This is a genomic window from Lewinella sp. IMCC34191 (genome assembly GCF_003390935.1).
Classification (GTDB): Bacteria; Bacteroidota; Bacteroidia; order Chitinophagales; family Saprospiraceae; genus Neolewinella.
The window spans coordinates 659,332-675,688 of sequence record NZ_QNQZ01000001.1; the positions used below are offsets into that span (position 1 = coordinate 659,332).

A 16,357-nucleotide genomic window follows, 5' to 3' on the forward strand; every position below is an offset into this window, starting at 1 on the left:
ATAAAGGCTTAAGGCATATTATTTCACCTCTTCCAGCTCCACGTAAAAGATCAGTTCGCTATTCGGGGGAATACTTCCGTTGGGCGTACCCTGAGCTCCGTATCCGAGTTCGGAAGGAATGATCAGGGTTGCGCGGTCACCTTGCTGTAGCGCATCGATACCTTCGTCCCAGCCCGGAATGACCCGGCCGGCACCGAGAGGGAAAGGAATTCCCATGCCGCGTTCGAAACTTTGATCAAAGATTTCTCCGTTTTCGGAAAGCCGACCGACGTATTGCACAACCACGCTACTACCGGGTTGGGCTTCGGGACCGGTACCTTCCTCATGGATGATGTAGCGAACACCGTTATCGGTTGATTGGAGCTCATCGTCCAGGCTGCCGGCTTTATAATCGTCGTATACCTGCTGGGTGAATTCCAGAACCTCTTCCTCGCGACCACGAATTTTGTTGGCTTTGGCTTCCTGCTCGGCGCGCAGGGCTTCCTGGCGGGCACTGTATTCTTCCTGCGGGACGATTTCCGTTACCTCCACGTCGTAGAGAAGAACGGTGTCATTCTGCATCCCGGGGGGCTTGGCCTGAGGGGGGTACTCGCTGATGTTGGTGCGAATAACCGCCCGTTCCCCTACGCGCAGCTTGCGCACGATATCTTCCACCGGTCCGGTATTTTCGTTGACGATGGTATCAGACAGCGCCTGGATAACCGGGGTGTCTCCGCCGGCATCCCGCGTATCATACACCACGCTGTCGCCTTCGTTCTTCAGCTGGGCGTGGAAGTAGATGTAGTCGCCGGAGTTGGCTAGCTGGCCGTCATCATTGGTGTTGACGTAGGTGTAGCGGTTGCCGAGGTCGGTGGTCTGGAGGCCCGACTTGCTGTCGTCCCCGCAGGCAACCAGGCTCAAGCCGGCAAGCAATAGGAATAATCGTTGTAACATAAATTATTGATTGTTAAATTCCAGGTAAGCCGCCTCTATCTCTGCAGCGTACTTTGGTAGCTGTTTTTTGAAACGGTTGATGGTTGATCCCAGCGGAGCAAAGCTCGCCCCACCGGCAGCATTCCGGTGGCCGCCGCCCCGAAAATGGGCTTTGGCAATCTGCTGCACGTCCATATTTCCCTTAGAGCGCAGACTGATCTTTACAATTTTCGGTTGCTCGTGGATGAATGCGGCTATCATGTATTCCGGCATCCGCATGACGTAGTTGACTATTCCTTCGGTATCCCCGCGCTGAATGTCAAATGCCTCGTAATCCTGTTTGGTGAGATAGATAAGCCCCGTGCGATGCTCGGGAAGCAACTCCATGCGGTTGGCCAGGCAGTGACCTAGCAGGCGCAATTGTTTCTCCGTCTGACTATTCCAGACGTGGTCGGCGATCTTATAGGCATCCGTGCCGGCAAGTAACAACTCCGCGGTGGTACGGAACAGGGTGGGGGAGGTGCTGTACTTGAATCCACCCGTATCGGTAAGGATGCCGGTGTAGAGGCAGTCGGACGTTTTCTTAGTAATACGGTCGGCATGACCAAGGTAACGGATAAACTCATAGACCAATTCACAGGTCGAACTGGCCTCCGGGCGGCTGAAGATGGGATCGGCGATCGGCTCCGGGAACAGGTGATGGTCGATCATGATGCGCGGACGGTCATCGTCCTTCATCCCCTCGGCCATCTTATCTATGCGATCGAAGGAGTTGAAATCCAGGATAAAGAAAAGCGTCGCGCGATCAATAACCTCCTGAGCTGCCGGCGGGTCGTTGTCAAAGATGACCATACTTTCCACTGCCGGTAGAAAACGTAAGAAGAAAGGATAGTCGGAAGGTAGTACGACCGTGCAGTTGTGGCCCTCATCGCGTAGATAGTGCATGAGGCCAAGGCTTGAGCCTACCGCGTCCCCGTCCGGGTTACGGTGGCTGAAGATGACAATTTCCTGCTTCTGTGCTAGCAGACGTCGGGCGTCCGAAATTTGATCCTGCGTCATTGGGGGGAGCTACGGCGGCGCAAAAGTACCGAAAAAATGGCGTGCCCGCCAAAACTTCCTACTTTTGCCCCCTGCAACAAAATCAGACCGACTTATGGCCACCAACCGCACTTTTACCATGATCAAGCCCGACGCCGTACGTAACGGCCACATCGGGGCTATCCTAGAACAGATTAACGGCGCCGGATTTAAGATCGTGGCTATGAAGTATACTCAGCTCAGCAAGGAAAAAGCGGGTGAGTTTTACGCCGTACACCGCGGCCGGCCCTTCTACGATGAACTTGTCGACTTCATGAGCAGCGGTCCCATCGTGGCGGCCATTCTCGAAAAGGGGAATGCCGTAGCGGACTTCCGCAAGCTGATCGGCGCTACTAACCCCGATGAGGCAGACGCGGGTACGATCCGTGCCAAGTACGCTACCAGTATCGGCGAAAACGCGGTTCACGGCAGCGACAGTGACGAGAATGCCGAGATTGAAGGCAGCTTTCACTTTGCCGGGACGGAGGTTTTCGCTTAGACCCCACATGATGCTTCCGGATTTTTCCAAGCTGCGCGTGCTGGTAATCGGGGACCTGATGCTCGACCGCTACCTTCAGGGACGGGTCGATCGCATCAGCCCCGAAGCCCCGGTGCCCGTGCTGCGTTTCCTGCAACAGGAGGACAGGCTCGGCGGCGCGGGGAACGTCGCGATCAATCTGGTAGCTTTAGGAGCGAAGGCGACTGCAGCCGGCGTATGCGGCGATGACGACAACGGTACCCTGTTAAGGGACGCACTATCGGCCCGTGAGATCGGAGCCATGCTGGTGCGTGATGCCCACCGCCCTACTACGGTAAAGACCCGGATTATCGCGCAGGATCAACAACTGTTGCGCATCGACCGGGAGTCTACCGATGATATCGGACCGGACGCGGAACGCAACCTGTTGACCAGCGTAAGGGAGGGTATCAAGGGAGGGGAGGTCGATCTCATCATCCTGCAGGACTATAATAAGGGTGTATTAAGCCCGGAGATCATCAATAAGGTAACCGACCTGGCACAGGAAGCAGGCATTCCCGTCGCCGTTGACCCAAAAGCGGCGAACTTCTGGCGCTACACAGAGGTGGACCTATTCAAACCCAATCTGCGCGAGATACAGCAGCAGTGCGGTTTTGCGCTGACGCCGGATACGGCCAGCCTGGATCGGGCGGCCGGATTACTCTTTGATCGGCTAGGCTGCAAACGGATCATGATCACCCTGTCGGAGCACGGCATATATACCCACGATGGCCGACGCTCCGATATACACCCGACCCGTGCGCAACGTATTGCCGACGTAAGCGGAGCGGGAGACACGGTGATTAGCGTAGCCGCTTGTGCAATGGCCATGGGACTGGATTTGCAGGCCTCCGCACGACTGGCGAACCTTGCCGGCGCCCAGGTTATCGCCCAACCTGGGGTGGCAGCGGTGGATCGGGCGGCTCTGGAAAAGGCCTGGCGGAAGGAGACATGAACACATAATGCATGAGGGAGTTATACCGGGAATTACGTTCATCCGGAATACCCCTTATGTACCTATTTGAAATATTTGGTCTGGAACTTGATTTTCAACCCCTCATCGAGGAATTACGGAGTTGGTGGGCAGGTCTGCTGAAGCACCTGCCAAACATTTTGCTCGCGATCATTGTGATTGCGATCGGTTTTATGGTCACCAAGTTCGCGAAGCGATACATTGACCGGGTCAGCCGCCGCATGGTGCACGATTCGACCGTCGCGGGCCTGATTGCTTCCATTCTGACGGCACTCGTCGTCCTGGCTTTCCTTTTCCTGACCCTGAGTGTACTACAACTCACTGGAGTAGTTGCCACCATACTGGGCGCTGCGGGAGTGGTTGGCTTGGCACTGGGTCTTGCCTTTCAGGATCCTATCCTTAACCTGTTCAGCGGCATCATGCTGTCCATCAGGAACCTTTTCAAGGAAGGGGACCTGATCGAGGTAAGCGGCTATTTCGGCAAGGTTCAGAAGGTGAACCTGCGCAATACGATCTTAATGACGCTGCAGGGGCAGGAAGTCCTGATCCCCAATAAGACCGTAGCCCAAGAACCGATTAAAAATTACAACCGCTACGGTATGCGCCGCGTCGATATCGGTTGCGGCGTCAGCTACGGAGACGATCTCTCCAAGGTACGGGAGTTAACTATTAAAGCCATAAAGGATTCCGTCGCCTATGACACGTCCAAAGACGTTCAGCTATTCTTCAACGAATTCGGTAATAGCTCGATCAACTATACGCTTCGTTTTTGGATCGCCGAAAACAAAACGGGGCAGGCGGATTTCCTATCCGCTCAAAGTGAGGCGATAATGGCCATTAAGCGCGTATATGACGACAACGATATCATGATTCCGTTTCCCATTCGCACGCTGGACTTTGGCATCAAGGGTGGCGAAAAACTCAGTGAGATGCTGGGTTCCGGAAAGAATGATAATTCCGGGGACCAAAATTTCGATAACGAACATCAGTCTACGTAGCCTGTTTTATGACCGAGAGTGCACCACCAAACACATGCACACCCGCCATTGCACTCCGTGGCATTTTAACACAAAGTATTCATTATGAAAATCCGCACTTTATCCCTCGCCCTCTTACTTAGTATGGGTGGACTGTTTTACAGCTGCGCCGAAAACTCGCCCGCTGATAACGCCGCCGACGAAATAGAGTACGAAACCGAAAACGCCCTGTCGAACATGGGTGCCGAAGTTCGGGAAGAAAGCAACGAATTTGAGCGTGATTTCCGCGAAGCCCGTACTAACATCGACAATCGGATGACCGAGATCGAAGCAGAAATGGAAAGCGCCGGCGAGGAAGCCCGCATGGAAATGGAAGAAGAGTACGCCGAATTGGAGGGTTACCGCGACGATCTTGATCGTCGGATGGACCGCGTTGGCGCTAACTGGGAAGCTGGTTGGAATGACTTCGAAGGTGACGTCGAGCAAGGTTGGATGGACTTCAAGCGTGAGTCTGACGAACTGCTGACCAACGTTGAGCGTAGCCTCGACCCCGAAGGCGACCTGGACTAAAATTCCAGTAAAATTAACCGTATAGACCCGGTGGAGATAGGTAACCAGTCCCCTCCACCGGGTCTTTGTTTTAGCAACTAATCCAAAACGAAATGATCAGAGAAGGGAGTAAGGTAAAATGGAGTTGGGGTAATGGTACCGCAACCGGAAAGGTGGAGGAAACCTTTAGCAAGGAGGTTACCCGTACCATCGACGGGAATGAGGTAACCCGAAAGGGTGAATCCGGAAATAAAGCACTTCTTATAGAACAGGATGACGGAGGCAAGGTACTTAAGCTTGAGTCCGAAGTTGAAAAAGCCGATTAATATGGATAATGATTCTGATATGAAACCCACCTACGAAGTCCGGCCCGAGGGCACGGATGCAACCCTGAATGAGGTGGCCCTGCTGCATCGGCAGTCCCAGGGATATTACCGGGACATCGCATCCGCAATCAACGCGGATGATAACACGGCTGCTGGCTTCTTTACCGAACTTGCGGAATACCATGAAAAGATGGTGGGTAAAATAAATGAGATCCTCTCCGACATGGCCGGCGGCGTACATACGCCTTCACGTAGTTCAGAGACTTATTTGAAGAAACAGGAGAAGGCGCTTAACCAAGCACTTCAAAGTAAGAACACCAGCGAACTGGCCGATCTTGCCCACGAAAATGAGCGGGCCATCAGTAATGCTTACGAGCACGCACTCGGCAATGATAAGCTGATAGAGTTTGCCCGGGACCTACTTGAGAAGCAACACGAAGAAGTACTCACTTGGGTGAATAAAGCGGACCGTTACAAAACCGTCCCACAAGATTTTAACGACCACTATGATGACGCGAAATAATTTCAATATCAATAGTCTGATCGGTACGCTGCTATTTACGTTAGCCGCTGCCGCGCCAATGCTCGCTCAACAGCAGGCGAACATCACGGAAACCACTACGGAATACGATAAGCAGCGGTTGTCGTCGATGACCATCTCGATAGACGCGCCGGTTGATGCGGTCTACGATCCCTGGGAGGAATTTTGGGAAGAGCGGTACGACATCGATATAGACCGCAGCGATAAGGACGGGTCGTCTATCGCCTATCTCGCCGAAGAGATTCTGATGACAGGGGTAAGTACCCAGCCGGTGTATTTTTATTCGAACGTTGACGGTACGGATGAACGTTCCACCGTCAGTATAAGTGTAGCCCTGGATCAAAGCAAGGTGATCACCCGGCAGAACGACGCGGCGGCATTCAAGTCTGCCGGTGATAAATTACGGGAGTTCGAAACATACTTTTATACCCGTTACTTTGACGAGCAACTGGCTGAAGTGCGCGACGAACTGGAGGACGCCCGCGATGATCGCGAGGATGCCAGCTCGGATGCAAACAAAGCGCGTAAGAAGATCCGGAAGTACGAAGAGAAGATTAAGGACTTGCGGGAGAAAATCGAAGAAACCCGTGAGGAAGTAGGAGAGGAGCTGGAAGATGCCGAAGAGAACGAGCAGCGCGTGCTCGACCTGGAGGCCGAACTGGAACGTATTCAGCGCTCGCGGCGAAACTATCTTGGGTAATTTCTACCTTTACCCCGAAATAAGAACTCAGTATAATGACAGAAACCACATCCCCAGCAAGAGAGAACCCACCCCATCTGGAAACCCCCTCCAGCTCTTCCTTCAACGTACCGAAGGAGGCCCGGAAGTACGGTATCATCCTGGGTTTGCTGGTCAGCGTGTATCTGTTGATCGTCAACCAGCTATACGGTGATGTACCGATCGGCGTCCGATTTGCTAAGCACCTACTGATCATTCCGATCGTTTGGTACGCTACCAAAGCCTATGCGGAGTCTATCTACTCCGGTCAGGAGGTCTTCAAGACGGAAATTGGCCTGCTGTTTCGCATCGGTATCTGGACCACGGCCGTTATTGCCACGCTCAACATTACGCTCAGTGCATTCAATCCCGAGTTGGGATTCGAACAGTTCCTAAATGATAATACCAGCTTTGGAGATGCTATGATGAACAGCTTCTTCGTTGCCATGGAAACCCTGGTTTTCGTGGTCATCATAGGCTTTGTTTTCATGCAGTACTATAAGCGCGGCGGCTCGCCAGAAGATTAATGCCCAGGACGAATGCATCGGGTTACCGCGACTCATCCGCCAGTATGCGGTTCGACCGGCTTGCATATGTGCTTATCTGCCTGTGTATCGTGCTTTACACACTATACGCAGGCAGTTCTTTTTTTATACCTATCGCATTTGGTCTTTTCTTCTCCCTGATGCTGAAGCCGATTTGCTTCCGGTTCGAATGTCACATCCCGAGTCGCATCGCATCGGTCGTACTCACGTTATTCACAGCTGGTATAATCGTGCTGGCCGTCCTGTTCTTTTTCTTCAACCAGATTCAGGAAATCCTAACCGAGGCGGACGACATTTATTCCGGGCTGCAGGAGACGTTCTACGAGTGGGCCGAATACGGCGGCGGCCGTTTTGGTATCTCGGGAGAAGATGTAGAAGCATACATCGACGAAGCCATTACCAGCGTAAGCGACCGCCCGCTAGGTATTCTTTCAACCGGCCTATCCACCAGCGGCGTATTGCTGGCCAATTTCTCCCTGGTGATGATCTACACGTTCTTTTTCCTGCTCTACCGGCGGGCCATGAAGAATTTCGTCCTCGGTCAATTACGGGATACCGATCAGTCGGAAGGCCTGGAGACGCTCAATGAAATTCAGCAGGTCGCAAAAAGCTACCTGGGGGGAATGGGGCTGGTCATGCTAATCCTCGGCGTGCTGAACAGTATCGGCCTTTTTTTCATCGGCATCGACTATTACCTGGTCTGGGGCTTTTTGGCTGCCATTCTGGCGGTAGTTCCGTACATCGGAACGGTTATCGGGGGCTTGCTCCCTTTCGTCTTCGCGATCGCTACCACCGAGTCGTTGTGGCAACCACTGGCGGTCGTCTTGCTGTACGCTACCGTCCAGTTCATCGAGGGCAATTTCATCACGCCCAAGGTTCTGGGCAGTAGCGTGAAGTTAAATGCGCTGGCCGCTATCATGGCCGTTATTCTGGGAAGTATTTTCTGGGGTTTGCCCGGTGTTATTATTGCCATTCCCCTTCTGGCCATCGTGCGGATCATCCTCACCCATATCGAACCGCTGCGCCCGATTGCCCTGCTTCTCAGTGATGACCTCTACGAACAGTCCGGACAATTTCTCGACGAATACAATGACCCCAAATACCGGCTGTCAAATATTTTCAGCGGCAAATCCTCGTTGAGTATTTTTCGTCGCCGGCGTTCAGCCGATAGTGAGCCACCGAAGCGTGTAAGCAAGTCCAATACCCAGGTAATTTCCGACGGCGAAACCAAGTAGGGATACGGCAATACCGGAGGCCAATAGGCGATGATTGCGAAGAGCGGTTGCTACTTGTACCACGAAAACCGGCCCGTAAAAAGCCGCTACCGAACTCAGGATGACGGTGTCGCGATCTACCCTGAATAATTTGGCTAGCACTAAATGTAACAGCGTCGTGGCTACCAGGGCGACGGCGGAAAAGTATAACAATTCCAGGCCGTCATTCGCAAGTTGTCGGAAGTCCGCGAGGAGGCCAAGTGCGACGCAAAATATCAGCACGAAGTATTCTCCCAGGGGATACGCATTTCCAATCCGGTGGACTACGGGGGTCGCCGTCAAAACCAGGGAGAGGGTCGTCACGAATAGAATGAGTGCCGTAGGCGAGAACCACTGTCCGGTCATTAGCCATGACAGTAGAAACGCACCGCCCGTTACGAGGAGACTCAGTCCGAGTTGCTTGAGCCGCATGTTCCAGCTCGCTGTCTCATGCAATGTGTCCTGTACGTCATCCGATCCGTCCTCTCGACCGGGGGTTGGCCGGAAGAATTTTGCGTAGAGAGTGGGCAGGAAAGTCACCAATCCAAGAAGGTAGCTGCCGCCCAGGAGGACGTCGGCCGCCTGTATGAGGACAACGTACTCAGGCGGGGCCTGCAGGGCGATACCGATTGCCTGAACGTTTGGCGTACCCCCGGTATAGAGACCCGTCAACATACCGGCTATCTGCCACCCGTTGCCCACCTCGTCTTGGAGTAGTAAGCCTGTCAGCCCGGTGCAGCATACACCGGCCAGGCAACATAGAAAAAAGGAAAAGAGCATGGGCCGGCCGTATCTGACCAGGTCGGGTATACGCACGCTGAAAAGTAACAGCGGCAAACCGATCAGCATACTCCCGCCGGCCAGGGCTTCCATCAGGTCACCATTGACATTCCACAGGTGCAAATTGGCAACCAGGATGCCGAGCCCGTAGCAGAGCACGATGCTGCTGCTCCATTCCGGTACCCAGCGTCGTCTAGCCGCCAGGGTGGCCAGCAGGGGAAAGCCAATCGCCAAAGCTAAGCTGAGAATATCGGCAACCGGCAAGGTCAGTAGCGTAATTGCAGAACCTGTGACCGCCCGCTTTCGGGAAGCGTGACCACCAGGAGGTTGCCGTAGTCCAATTCACTGAAACGGGGGTGGGCCTCCGATTTAGTCAGGTAATTCGCCAGAGCGGGCGTGGTGTTACTGTGGCCGACTACCAAGACCGTTTGCCCGCGGTGCTTGCGGGAGAGCCGATCGGCTATGACTTTCAAATCAGCTGCATCGTAAATATTCACTTTTAAACCGTGCTTCTCGGCACTAGGGGAGGCCGTCTGCCGCGTCCGTTTGGTGTCGGTACTATACACGGCGGCGAGCTCGGTTTTACTCAGCATTTCCGCCAGGAGGGCCGCACGTTCCTGTCCGGCGGGGATCAGATCGGGGTCGTCGCCGTAGTCCTTCTCGGCATGGCGCACCAGCAATATCGTGGTCGGCTTGGTCGCTACTTCCGTAGCGGTTTCCGGTCGGCTTGTGTTGCAGGCAATGGAGCACAACAGCAGGCACGACAGTAGGTAGAGTGCTTTCATTTTAGATGCCTTCCTTCATTTTCTGGCTGTTCTCCGCCATTTGCAGTCCCTCTACGACAGGTTCCAGGTGCCCGGTAATGACTTTGTCCAGGTTGTGTAAGGTAAGGTTGATCCGGTGGTCGGTAACCCGGTTCTGGGGGTAATTGTAGGTGCGGATCTTTTCACTGCGGTCACCACTGCCTACGAGCGACTTTCGGGTACTTGCCAGTTCGTCCGCCGCGGCGGTGTCCTGGGCGTCCTTGATCCGCCGGTAGAGCTGGGCCATCGCAATTTCCTTGTTCTTGTGCTGGCTGCGGCCGTCCTGGCTTTCCGATACGATACCGGTAGGTAAGTGGGTGATCCGAATGGCGGATTCGGTCTTGTTTACGTGCTGCCCCCCGGCACCGGAAGCCCGGAAGGTATCTATCTTCAGATCCGCCTTATTGATGTTGATGTCCTGCTCCTCCATTTTGGCGAGGACGGCAACCGTAGCGGCGGAGGTGTGAACGCGCCCTTGGCTTTCGGTTTTGGGCACGCGCTGCACGCGGTGTACCCCCGACTCGAACTTCATGTTGCTGTAAACATCGTCACCGTGGATCTCAAACACCACTTTTGAGTAGCCTCCGGCGGTTCCTTCGTTCTCGTCGATGATTTCAATCTTCCATCCCTGGGTTTCCGCGTAGCGCTTGTACATATCAAAAAGATCCCCAGCGAAGAGGGCGGCTTCGTCGCCACCCGTACCGCTGCGGATCTCCATGATGATATCTCTTTCGTCTTCCGGATCCTTGGGGATCAACATCACCTTGACTTTTTCATCAAGGGCCTCTTTGCGGTCCCGTAGGTCTTCGTACTCCAGCTGGGCCATCTCGCGCATCTCCGGATCGGGATCTTTACGCATGGCGGCCGTCGTCTCCAGGTTGTCGGTGAGATCTTTGTAAACGAGATAGGTATCGGCTACCGGTTTGAGCTTGCCGTACTCTTTGTTAACGCGGGTAAACTTCTCCTGGTCCGAGATTATCTCGGGGTCGGATAGCTGTACCTCAAGGTCTTTAAAACGGTGATAAATTGCTTCGAGCTGGTCGATCATGGGCGCGCCTTTGTCTGCGGCGGCCCAAGATACGGCAGCGGGCTAGAGAAACTGCAATTCGTCCCCGTCCATGCGGACTCTCACGGCCGGCCGACTGGCCAGCGTTTCTTTCTGTCGGCGCATGACCGTAAAGTCGGCGCGACGAAGAACGTCGGAATTGATCTGGCCGAAGCGGGTCGGCAGGTTTTGCTGCCCGACGCCCATGGCAAAGGAAGCAACTACGGGCCCTTCCAAATCCTCGCATAGGCGATAACAGAACGAGTCCATGGCGAGCCGCACGTTGACCTCGTCGTTTTTATCGATCAGCGAAATAGGAACCTGTGCGCTTGCCCGCAGACGAACGGTGAGTGCGCGACCGTGGTACACAAAGAGGGTGTCGAGCTTGGGGTGGATGTGGGGGAACCAGCTGACGAGGGTTTCTCGATCGGCGAAAATCATTTCCGGCTGGTTACGCCGGTTCGCCGGGCAAATTTGCAACAACTGATTGACCGCGCTGGGTCTCTTTGCATCAACTACCATCTGCCATAAATTGGCCGTTGGAAGGAGAACCATACCGCCGGATTTAACCGTGGATAGCGCGCCGGTGCCGCGCAGAGGTAACTGATGGTGAACTGTTGGGGTAAAATTCGTTCGAATATTCATTCATGATTAGTGAGCCTTCTTCCTCAATAGAGAACGAAGGGGTTAAAAGCGAAAAGCGTTAGGTGTTTTTGGGACTAATCATGCCATTGGTATCAAGGCAAACAACATAAGATGGTTCGGGACGTCTATCCGACAAGGACCAAAGATGCAGCGGATAAATGTTCCGTTTAGGAAACTGTATTTTGTCCCACAGATTGTATCACCCTAAAAGAATCCACTTGCAATTTTCATCCGCCCTACGTTCCGGAATCGTCATACTGCTGTGTGCGATCCTGCTTCCGGCCGGTCTTTTGGCCGATCATATCGTGGGGGGAGAATTCCACTACGAATGCCTTGGGTTTAAGAATAATGATCCGAGTACCGGTATTATGCGCTACCGCATTACCATCAATATGTACCGGGACTGCATCGGCGAGGGCGCCCTCTTTGACGGAAACGATCCGCGGCAAACGCCGGACGTACGGAGCGCCGACGGACATATCAGTATTTATCTCGGAAACGAATACTACAATCCGACCCGCTCCATTAACCTCTCGCGCTTCGACCCCGTACCCATCAATTTGGGCAATCCCTGCCTCGTCGTGAACGAGCCCATTTGTCAGGAGATCGGTATCTATACCTTCGTAGAGGAGCTTCCCGTCTCGGAACAAACGTACACCTTCGTCTACCAGCGCTGCTGCCGCAATGAATCCATCCGCAACCTGCTGAATCCCCGGCAGATCGGGGCGACCTATTTCATTCAGCTAACGCCCGAGGCACAGCAGCGCTGCAATACCAGCCCGGCCTTCAACATCGATCCCCCCATTGCTATCTGCATCAACGAAGAATTCCGCATCGACCTGGGGGCCACGGACGCGGACGGAGACAGCCTGGTGTACAAATTCTGTGACCCCAAGCTCGGCGGCGGTACGGACAACGGCGGCCGCAACGGCCCCGCTACCGAAACTCCCTTCGATGATATCGTCCCCATTCGGGAAAGTCCGTACCCTTACGCTTCCGTGCCCTGGGTCAGGCCGCGCTACGATGTTGCCAATCAACTGGGCGTCGGCAGCACGCTCAATATCGACCGGGTTACCGGGGAATTGAGCGGGGTGCCCTCCTTTCCCGGCACGCACGTCCTGGGGGTTTGCGTGGAAGAATGGAGCCGCGGGCCAAACCCCATATTACTGAGTGAAACCAAGCGCGAATTTCAGCTGAATGTCAGCCGTTGCGGAAACACCGTGGACGCTGATTTGCTGGAAACGGAAATTGACGAACAGGGCCGTTTTTTCATCCGCCAGTGCGGGCCCGGCCCGAATACCATCTTCAACGAAAGCACCCTCGTCTCCTCAATCACGAGCTACGATTGGGAGATGATCGGCCCCGGGGGTGAATTGCTGACCGGGACATCGCGTGACTTTCAGACCAATATCAACGAAATCGGTGTCTACGAAGGCATAATGATGCTGAACCGGGAATCCTTCGCGGATAACTGCAAGGACACCGCCGTCTTCCTGCTCGGCGTTTTTCCGGACCTCACCGCCGACTTCTCCGCCAGTGAGGTGGTGTGTGAGCCTAAACCCATCGAATTCGTAAACGGCTCGAGTACCGCCGGTGGGCAACGCATTACGGCGTACGACTGGGATTTTGGCGACAATACCGATCCCTCCGCCCGCCCCGACCCGACCCACCAATACCGGATACCCGGTGATTTTAGAGCCCGCCTGGAAATCACGGATGAGAATGGCTGCCAGGACGATGTCGAGCAAAACGTCGAGTACTTTCCGGCTCCGCGAACGATCATTCTGGAACCGCAGGACGTCTTTGGCTGCGTGCCCTACACCAACCTGTTTATCAACCGCTCTACGCCGATCGATGACAACTACATCTTCGAGTGGCAGTTCGGCGATGGGGGAAGTTCATCCGAGCGGGACCCCACACACCTCTACGGAGCTTCTGGACTGTACGATGTTTACCTGTCTATTACCAGTCCACTCGGCTGCTCCGTGGATACGACCTTCCGGCAACTGGTTGATGTACGCGACAGCCCGACGGCCGATTTTTACTTTACGCCCGAGCAACCGTCCAACATCTTTCCGGATGTGGATATTATCGATCGCAGCGTCAATGCCGCCTCCCACCGGTACTTTATTACCGACGGCGGGGAAGCGCTATTCACTTCGCCCGGTCCGGACTTTACTTACCGACTACGGGATACCAGCTTGCTAAGTGTAACACAGGTCGTGACTCATCCAAGCGGCTGCCTTGATACGCTGACGAAGGACATACGGATGTACCTCCAGAATACCTTCAACGCTCCGAATGCCTTCACCCCAAACGGTGACGGACTCAATGACAGCTGGCAACCAAAGGGCATCTTCGCCGGTGCTACCGATTACTTGCTGCGCATCTGGAACCGGTGGGGAGAAAAGATCTACGAAACGGATGACTTCGAGGGAACCTGGGACGGCACGCACGATGGCACCGCCAGCCCGGCGGGGGGATACCTCTGGGATGTGAGTTTCACCAATGCCGAAGGAGAACCGGAGAGTTTCAAAGGGGGTGTCGTGCTAATCCGGTGACCAGGACCACCGTTCCAGGTCCAGGCTATCCGGTAGCCGGACGAGAGCCTCCATGCGAAAATCATTCCGCAACAGGGCCCGCCGTGAAGCCTCGTTCTCGGGTTCAACGTGTGCCAGTAAGTCCAATCCATCGCTGGCGGCCAGGAGGCACATCTCCGCGATCGCCCTGGAAGCGATACCGCGCCCTCTGAAGGGCAAGGCGACGTTGTAACCTAACTCTACTTCGGATTCAGCATCCATCAGCCCTTTACCCCCGATGGTGCCGACTACGGAGCGCTCATCGTAGACAATCAGGAAGGGGACGCTCCACCGGTATGCACGGGTAGAGTTCTGCATGCCGCGAAGACTTTGGTCCATAAATACCCGGGATGGTACCGCCCCCGGTTCAACCGCATACTGACGGAAATAATCCGTACGATGCAGACTAGGGATCTCCTGTCGGTCGGGCTGTAAAATGCGGAGCATCACTTAGGGCTGGGAGGTGACGGTGGACTGATGGAGCTGCCATTTGCCGGACTCCTGACTCCATAGGTTGGTGTAGCGTTCCCGGTAGCTGCCCGATTGACCGTCCTGCATCCAGTTAAAGGTGCGTACTGCCTCCACCTGGGCACGCTGTTCGTCGATGGCTACCGTCATACTGTCCACCGAGATTTCCAGGGCGGGGAACAACGTTCGAAGCCCCTGCAATTCGGTCAACCACTGCTGCTTATTGCTGGTTGTTGCCCGTTCGGGATAGGCCGCCTCGAAATTATCGCTGAGAAGGCGGTCCATAATCGCGACATCCAGGTCCTGATACGCCTGGTTAAAGAGCGTTTCCGAACGTTCGACTGCCTCGGCATCCGGTACGACGGACTTATCTTGCGCGGGATCGCAGGTTAAAAGCCATAGCGGCAGGAGTAAAATGGACACCATCAATCTCATGCCCGGAGAACGCAAGGACCGCAAAAAAGTCGACAACTTGATAAGACTGTATTCCCTGATCGCTGGCCTGTCATTGGTGCTGTTTTCTACCTGCGCTCCGTCGCCCGAAAAGGCTGAACCGTCCGTCACCGAAGTGTTGGATCATGCCATTCGCGCGCACGGCATGGAAGCGATAGATAGCATTCAGCTGGCCTTTACTTTTAGGGAGCGGGATTACACCATCGAGCTGGAAGGTGGAAAATATTTGTACACACGGAGCTTCACCGATAGCCTCGGCCAACCGGTCCGGGATGAGCTAAGTAACGCGGGCCTTGTGCGGTACCGCCACGATAGTCTGCAGCCCCTGACGGCGAAAGACAGTGCGGCCTATGCCGGCTCGGTCAATAGCGTGCGGTACTTCTTTTTACTCCCTTACGGACTGCGCGACCCGGCGGTGATCGCCGAGCTTCTGGACACGGTGGACATCCGCGGCAGGGCTTACAACCAGGTTCGGGTAACGTTCGAAGAGGCCGGCGGCGGGGAGGACTTCGAGGACGTCTATCACTACTTTTTCAACGACGACACCGGGGAGCTGGATTATCTTGCCTATACCTTCGAAGCGGAGGATGGCGGTATTCGCTTCCGCGAGGCGATAAATAAGCGACGGGTCAACGGCATCCTGGTGCAGGATTACATCAATTACGGCCTCGACGGGGATGATAGAGACATTGCCTCCATCGCCAGGCGGTTTGAAGCCGGTGAGTTGCCCGAGCTATCGCGTATCGAGAATACGGCCGTAAGGGTCCAGTAAGCCCGGGGGAAGCAGATCGCGCACGAAAGATCGGTGCCCCCACCAGGGGTGGGGGAGGCTGAGTCGATCGTCTTCGTAAATCAGGTCGTCCACGAAGATCATATCGATATCGAGGGTGCGGGGACCCCAGTGCGTGTCGCGGGTCCGACCCTGCTCCAACTCAATGGCCTGCGTTTGATCGAGGAGGGCGTGCAAATAATTTTTAAGGGGCTGTCCGCGATTGGGATCGGGAATGGAAAGCACAATAACCTGATTGCGAAAATCTGGCTGGGCGGTCATCCCCCAGGGTGGGGTAGTGATTACCGGACTCGTGTACGCTACCGGCCCCAGCCGCTCGGTGAGCGCTTGTCGGGCGACTTGCAGGTGTTCGTCGCGGTTGCCTTCGTTCGATCCGAGGGATAGCGTTAGTTTTGCCACGCCCAAA

20 protein-coding genes are annotated in these 16,357 nt (G+C 54.8%); 11 read left to right on the top strand and 9 right to left on the bottom strand.

Annotated elements, in window-relative coordinates; genetic code table 11:
• Window positions 1–18: 18 nt before the first annotated feature.
• Window positions 19–933 carry an FKBP-type peptidyl-prolyl cis-trans isomerase gene (locus DRW39_RS02610; protein WP_116105418.1) on the bottom strand — a complete coding sequence of 305 codons (915 nt, stop codon included), beginning with the start codon at window positions 931–933 and terminating at the stop codon, window positions 19–21.
• Between the two features lie 3 nt (window positions 934–936).
• The gene (locus tag DRW39_RS02615) at window positions 937–1,971 is read right to left on the bottom strand and encodes a DHH family phosphoesterase (RefSeq protein ID WP_116105419.1); all 1,035 of its coding nucleotides are present in this window, start codon (window positions 1,969–1,971) and stop codon (window positions 937–939) included.
• 94 nt (window positions 1,972–2,065) lie between these two features.
• On the opposite strand from DRW39_RS02615, the gene DRW39_RS02620 reads away from it, so the two are divergent.
• The 9 genes from DRW39_RS02620 to DRW39_RS02660 all read left to right on the top strand — a co-directional run bounded on the left by DRW39_RS02620 (window position 2,066) and on the right by DRW39_RS02660 (window position 8,370).
• Window positions 2,066–2,488 (top strand): nucleoside-diphosphate kinase, encoded by a 423-nt coding sequence (locus DRW39_RS02620; protein WP_116105420.1) that lies wholly within the window; start codon window positions 2,066–2,068, stop codon window positions 2,486–2,488.
• Between the two features lie 7 nt (window positions 2,489–2,495).
• A complete protein-coding gene (locus DRW39_RS02625; RefSeq protein ID WP_116105421.1) occupies window positions 2,496–3,461 on the top strand; it encodes a bifunctional heptose 7-phosphate kinase/heptose 1-phosphate adenyltransferase in 966 nt (321 codons plus the stop codon).
• 11 nt (window positions 3,462–3,472) lie between these two features.
• A complete protein-coding gene (locus DRW39_RS02630; protein ID WP_232830045.1) occupies window positions 3,473–4,477 on the top strand; it encodes a mechanosensitive ion channel family protein in 1,005 nt (334 codons plus the stop codon).
• 84 nt (window positions 4,478–4,561) lie between these two features.
• The gene (locus DRW39_RS02635; RefSeq protein WP_157975882.1) at window positions 4,562–5,026 is read left to right on the top strand and encodes a hypothetical protein; all 465 of its coding nucleotides are present in this window, start codon (window positions 4,562–4,564) and stop codon (window positions 5,024–5,026) included.
• Window positions 5,027–5,118: 92 nt separating this feature from the next.
• Window positions 5,119–5,331 carry a DUF2945 domain-containing protein gene (locus tag DRW39_RS02640; protein ID WP_116105424.1) on the top strand — a complete coding sequence of 71 codons (213 nt, stop codon included), beginning with the start codon at window positions 5,119–5,121 and terminating at the stop codon, window positions 5,329–5,331.
• Window positions 5,332–5,350: 19 nt separating this feature from the next.
• Entirely contained in the window at window positions 5,351–5,854 is a 504-nt protein-coding gene (locus tag DRW39_RS02645) for a hypothetical protein (protein WP_157975883.1), read from the top strand.
• Window positions 5,838–6,572: a hypothetical protein gene (locus DRW39_RS02650; RefSeq protein WP_157975884.1), complete on the top strand. Its 735-nt coding sequence runs from the start codon at window positions 5,838–5,840 to the stop codon at window positions 6,570–6,572. Before DRW39_RS02645 ends, DRW39_RS02650 begins: the two co-directional genes overlap by 17 nt.
• Before the next feature lie 35 nt (window positions 6,573–6,607).
• Complete coding sequence (locus DRW39_RS02655) at window positions 6,608–7,117, top strand: DUF4199 domain-containing protein (protein WP_116105427.1); 510 nt, start codon at window positions 6,608–6,610, stop codon at window positions 7,115–7,117.
• 44 nt (window positions 7,118–7,161) lie between these two features.
• Complete coding sequence (locus tag DRW39_RS02660) at window positions 7,162–8,370, top strand: AI-2E family transporter (RefSeq protein WP_232830062.1); 1,209 nt, start codon at window positions 7,162–7,164, stop codon at window positions 8,368–8,370.
• Here the strand turns inward: DRW39_RS02660 and DRW39_RS02665 are convergent.
• From DRW39_RS02665 to DRW39_RS02680, 4 genes are read right to left on the bottom strand one after another with little or no spacing between them, the layout of a single operon-like run.
• Complete coding sequence (locus DRW39_RS02665; protein ID WP_157975886.1) at window positions 8,296–9,402, bottom strand: DUF819 family protein; 1,107 nt, start codon at window positions 9,400–9,402, stop codon at window positions 8,296–8,298. The genes DRW39_RS02660 and DRW39_RS02665 overlap by 75 nt on opposite strands.
• 32 nt (window positions 9,403–9,434) lie before the next feature.
• Window positions 9,435–9,953 carry a SixA phosphatase family protein gene (locus tag DRW39_RS02670; protein ID WP_116105430.1) on the bottom strand — a complete coding sequence of 173 codons (519 nt, stop codon included), beginning with the start codon at window positions 9,951–9,953 and terminating at the stop codon, window positions 9,435–9,437.
• 1 nt (window position 9,954) lies between these two features.
• Window positions 9,955–11,019, bottom strand: a complete 1,065-nt coding sequence (gene prfA / locus DRW39_RS02675) for a peptide chain release factor 1 (RefSeq protein ID WP_116105431.1) — start codon at window positions 11,017–11,019, stop codon at window positions 9,955–9,957.
• Between the two features lie 42 nt (window positions 11,020–11,061).
• Window positions 11,062–11,661 (bottom strand): Sua5/YciO/YrdC/YwlC family protein, encoded by a 600-nt coding sequence (locus DRW39_RS02680; RefSeq protein ID WP_116105432.1) that lies wholly within the window; start codon window positions 11,659–11,661, stop codon window positions 11,062–11,064.
• Window positions 11,662–11,879: 218 nt separating this feature from the next.
• Here DRW39_RS02680 and DRW39_RS02685 point away from each other — a divergent pair, with 218 nt between their 5' ends.
• Window positions 11,880–14,222, top strand: coding sequence for a PKD domain-containing protein (locus tag DRW39_RS02685; protein WP_198664763.1), 2,343 nt, complete (start codon window positions 11,880–11,882; stop codon window positions 14,220–14,222).
• Here DRW39_RS02685 and DRW39_RS02690 read toward each other — a convergent pair.
• Together DRW39_RS02690 and DRW39_RS02695 are read right to left on the bottom strand one after the other, a co-directional pair.
• Complete coding sequence (locus tag DRW39_RS02690) at window positions 14,211–14,687, bottom strand: GNAT family N-acetyltransferase (RefSeq protein ID WP_116105434.1); 477 nt, start codon at window positions 14,685–14,687, stop codon at window positions 14,211–14,213. The two genes, DRW39_RS02685 and DRW39_RS02690, sit on opposite strands and share 12 nt — an antisense overlap.
• A gap of 3 nt (window positions 14,688–14,690) precedes the next feature.
• The gene (locus tag DRW39_RS02695) at window positions 14,691–15,131 is read right to left on the bottom strand and encodes a nuclear transport factor 2 family protein (protein WP_157975889.1); all 441 of its coding nucleotides are present in this window, start codon (window positions 15,129–15,131) and stop codon (window positions 14,691–14,693) included.
• Between DRW39_RS02695 and DRW39_RS02700 the strand changes: the two genes are divergently transcribed.
• Window positions 15,124–15,933, top strand: a complete 810-nt coding sequence (locus DRW39_RS02700; protein WP_157975890.1) for a DUF6503 family protein — start codon at window positions 15,124–15,126, stop codon at window positions 15,931–15,933. The two genes, DRW39_RS02695 and DRW39_RS02700, sit on opposite strands and share 8 nt — an antisense overlap.
• On the opposite strand, the gene folK is transcribed toward DRW39_RS02700, so the two are convergent.
• Window positions 15,895–16,350 carry a 2-amino-4-hydroxy-6-hydroxymethyldihydropteridine diphosphokinase gene (gene folK / locus DRW39_RS02705; protein ID WP_157975891.1) on the bottom strand — a complete coding sequence of 152 codons (456 nt, stop codon included), beginning with the start codon at window positions 16,348–16,350 and terminating at the stop codon, window positions 15,895–15,897. The two genes, DRW39_RS02700 and folK, sit on opposite strands and share 39 nt — an antisense overlap.
• Window positions 16,351–16,357: the final 7 nt, after the last annotated feature.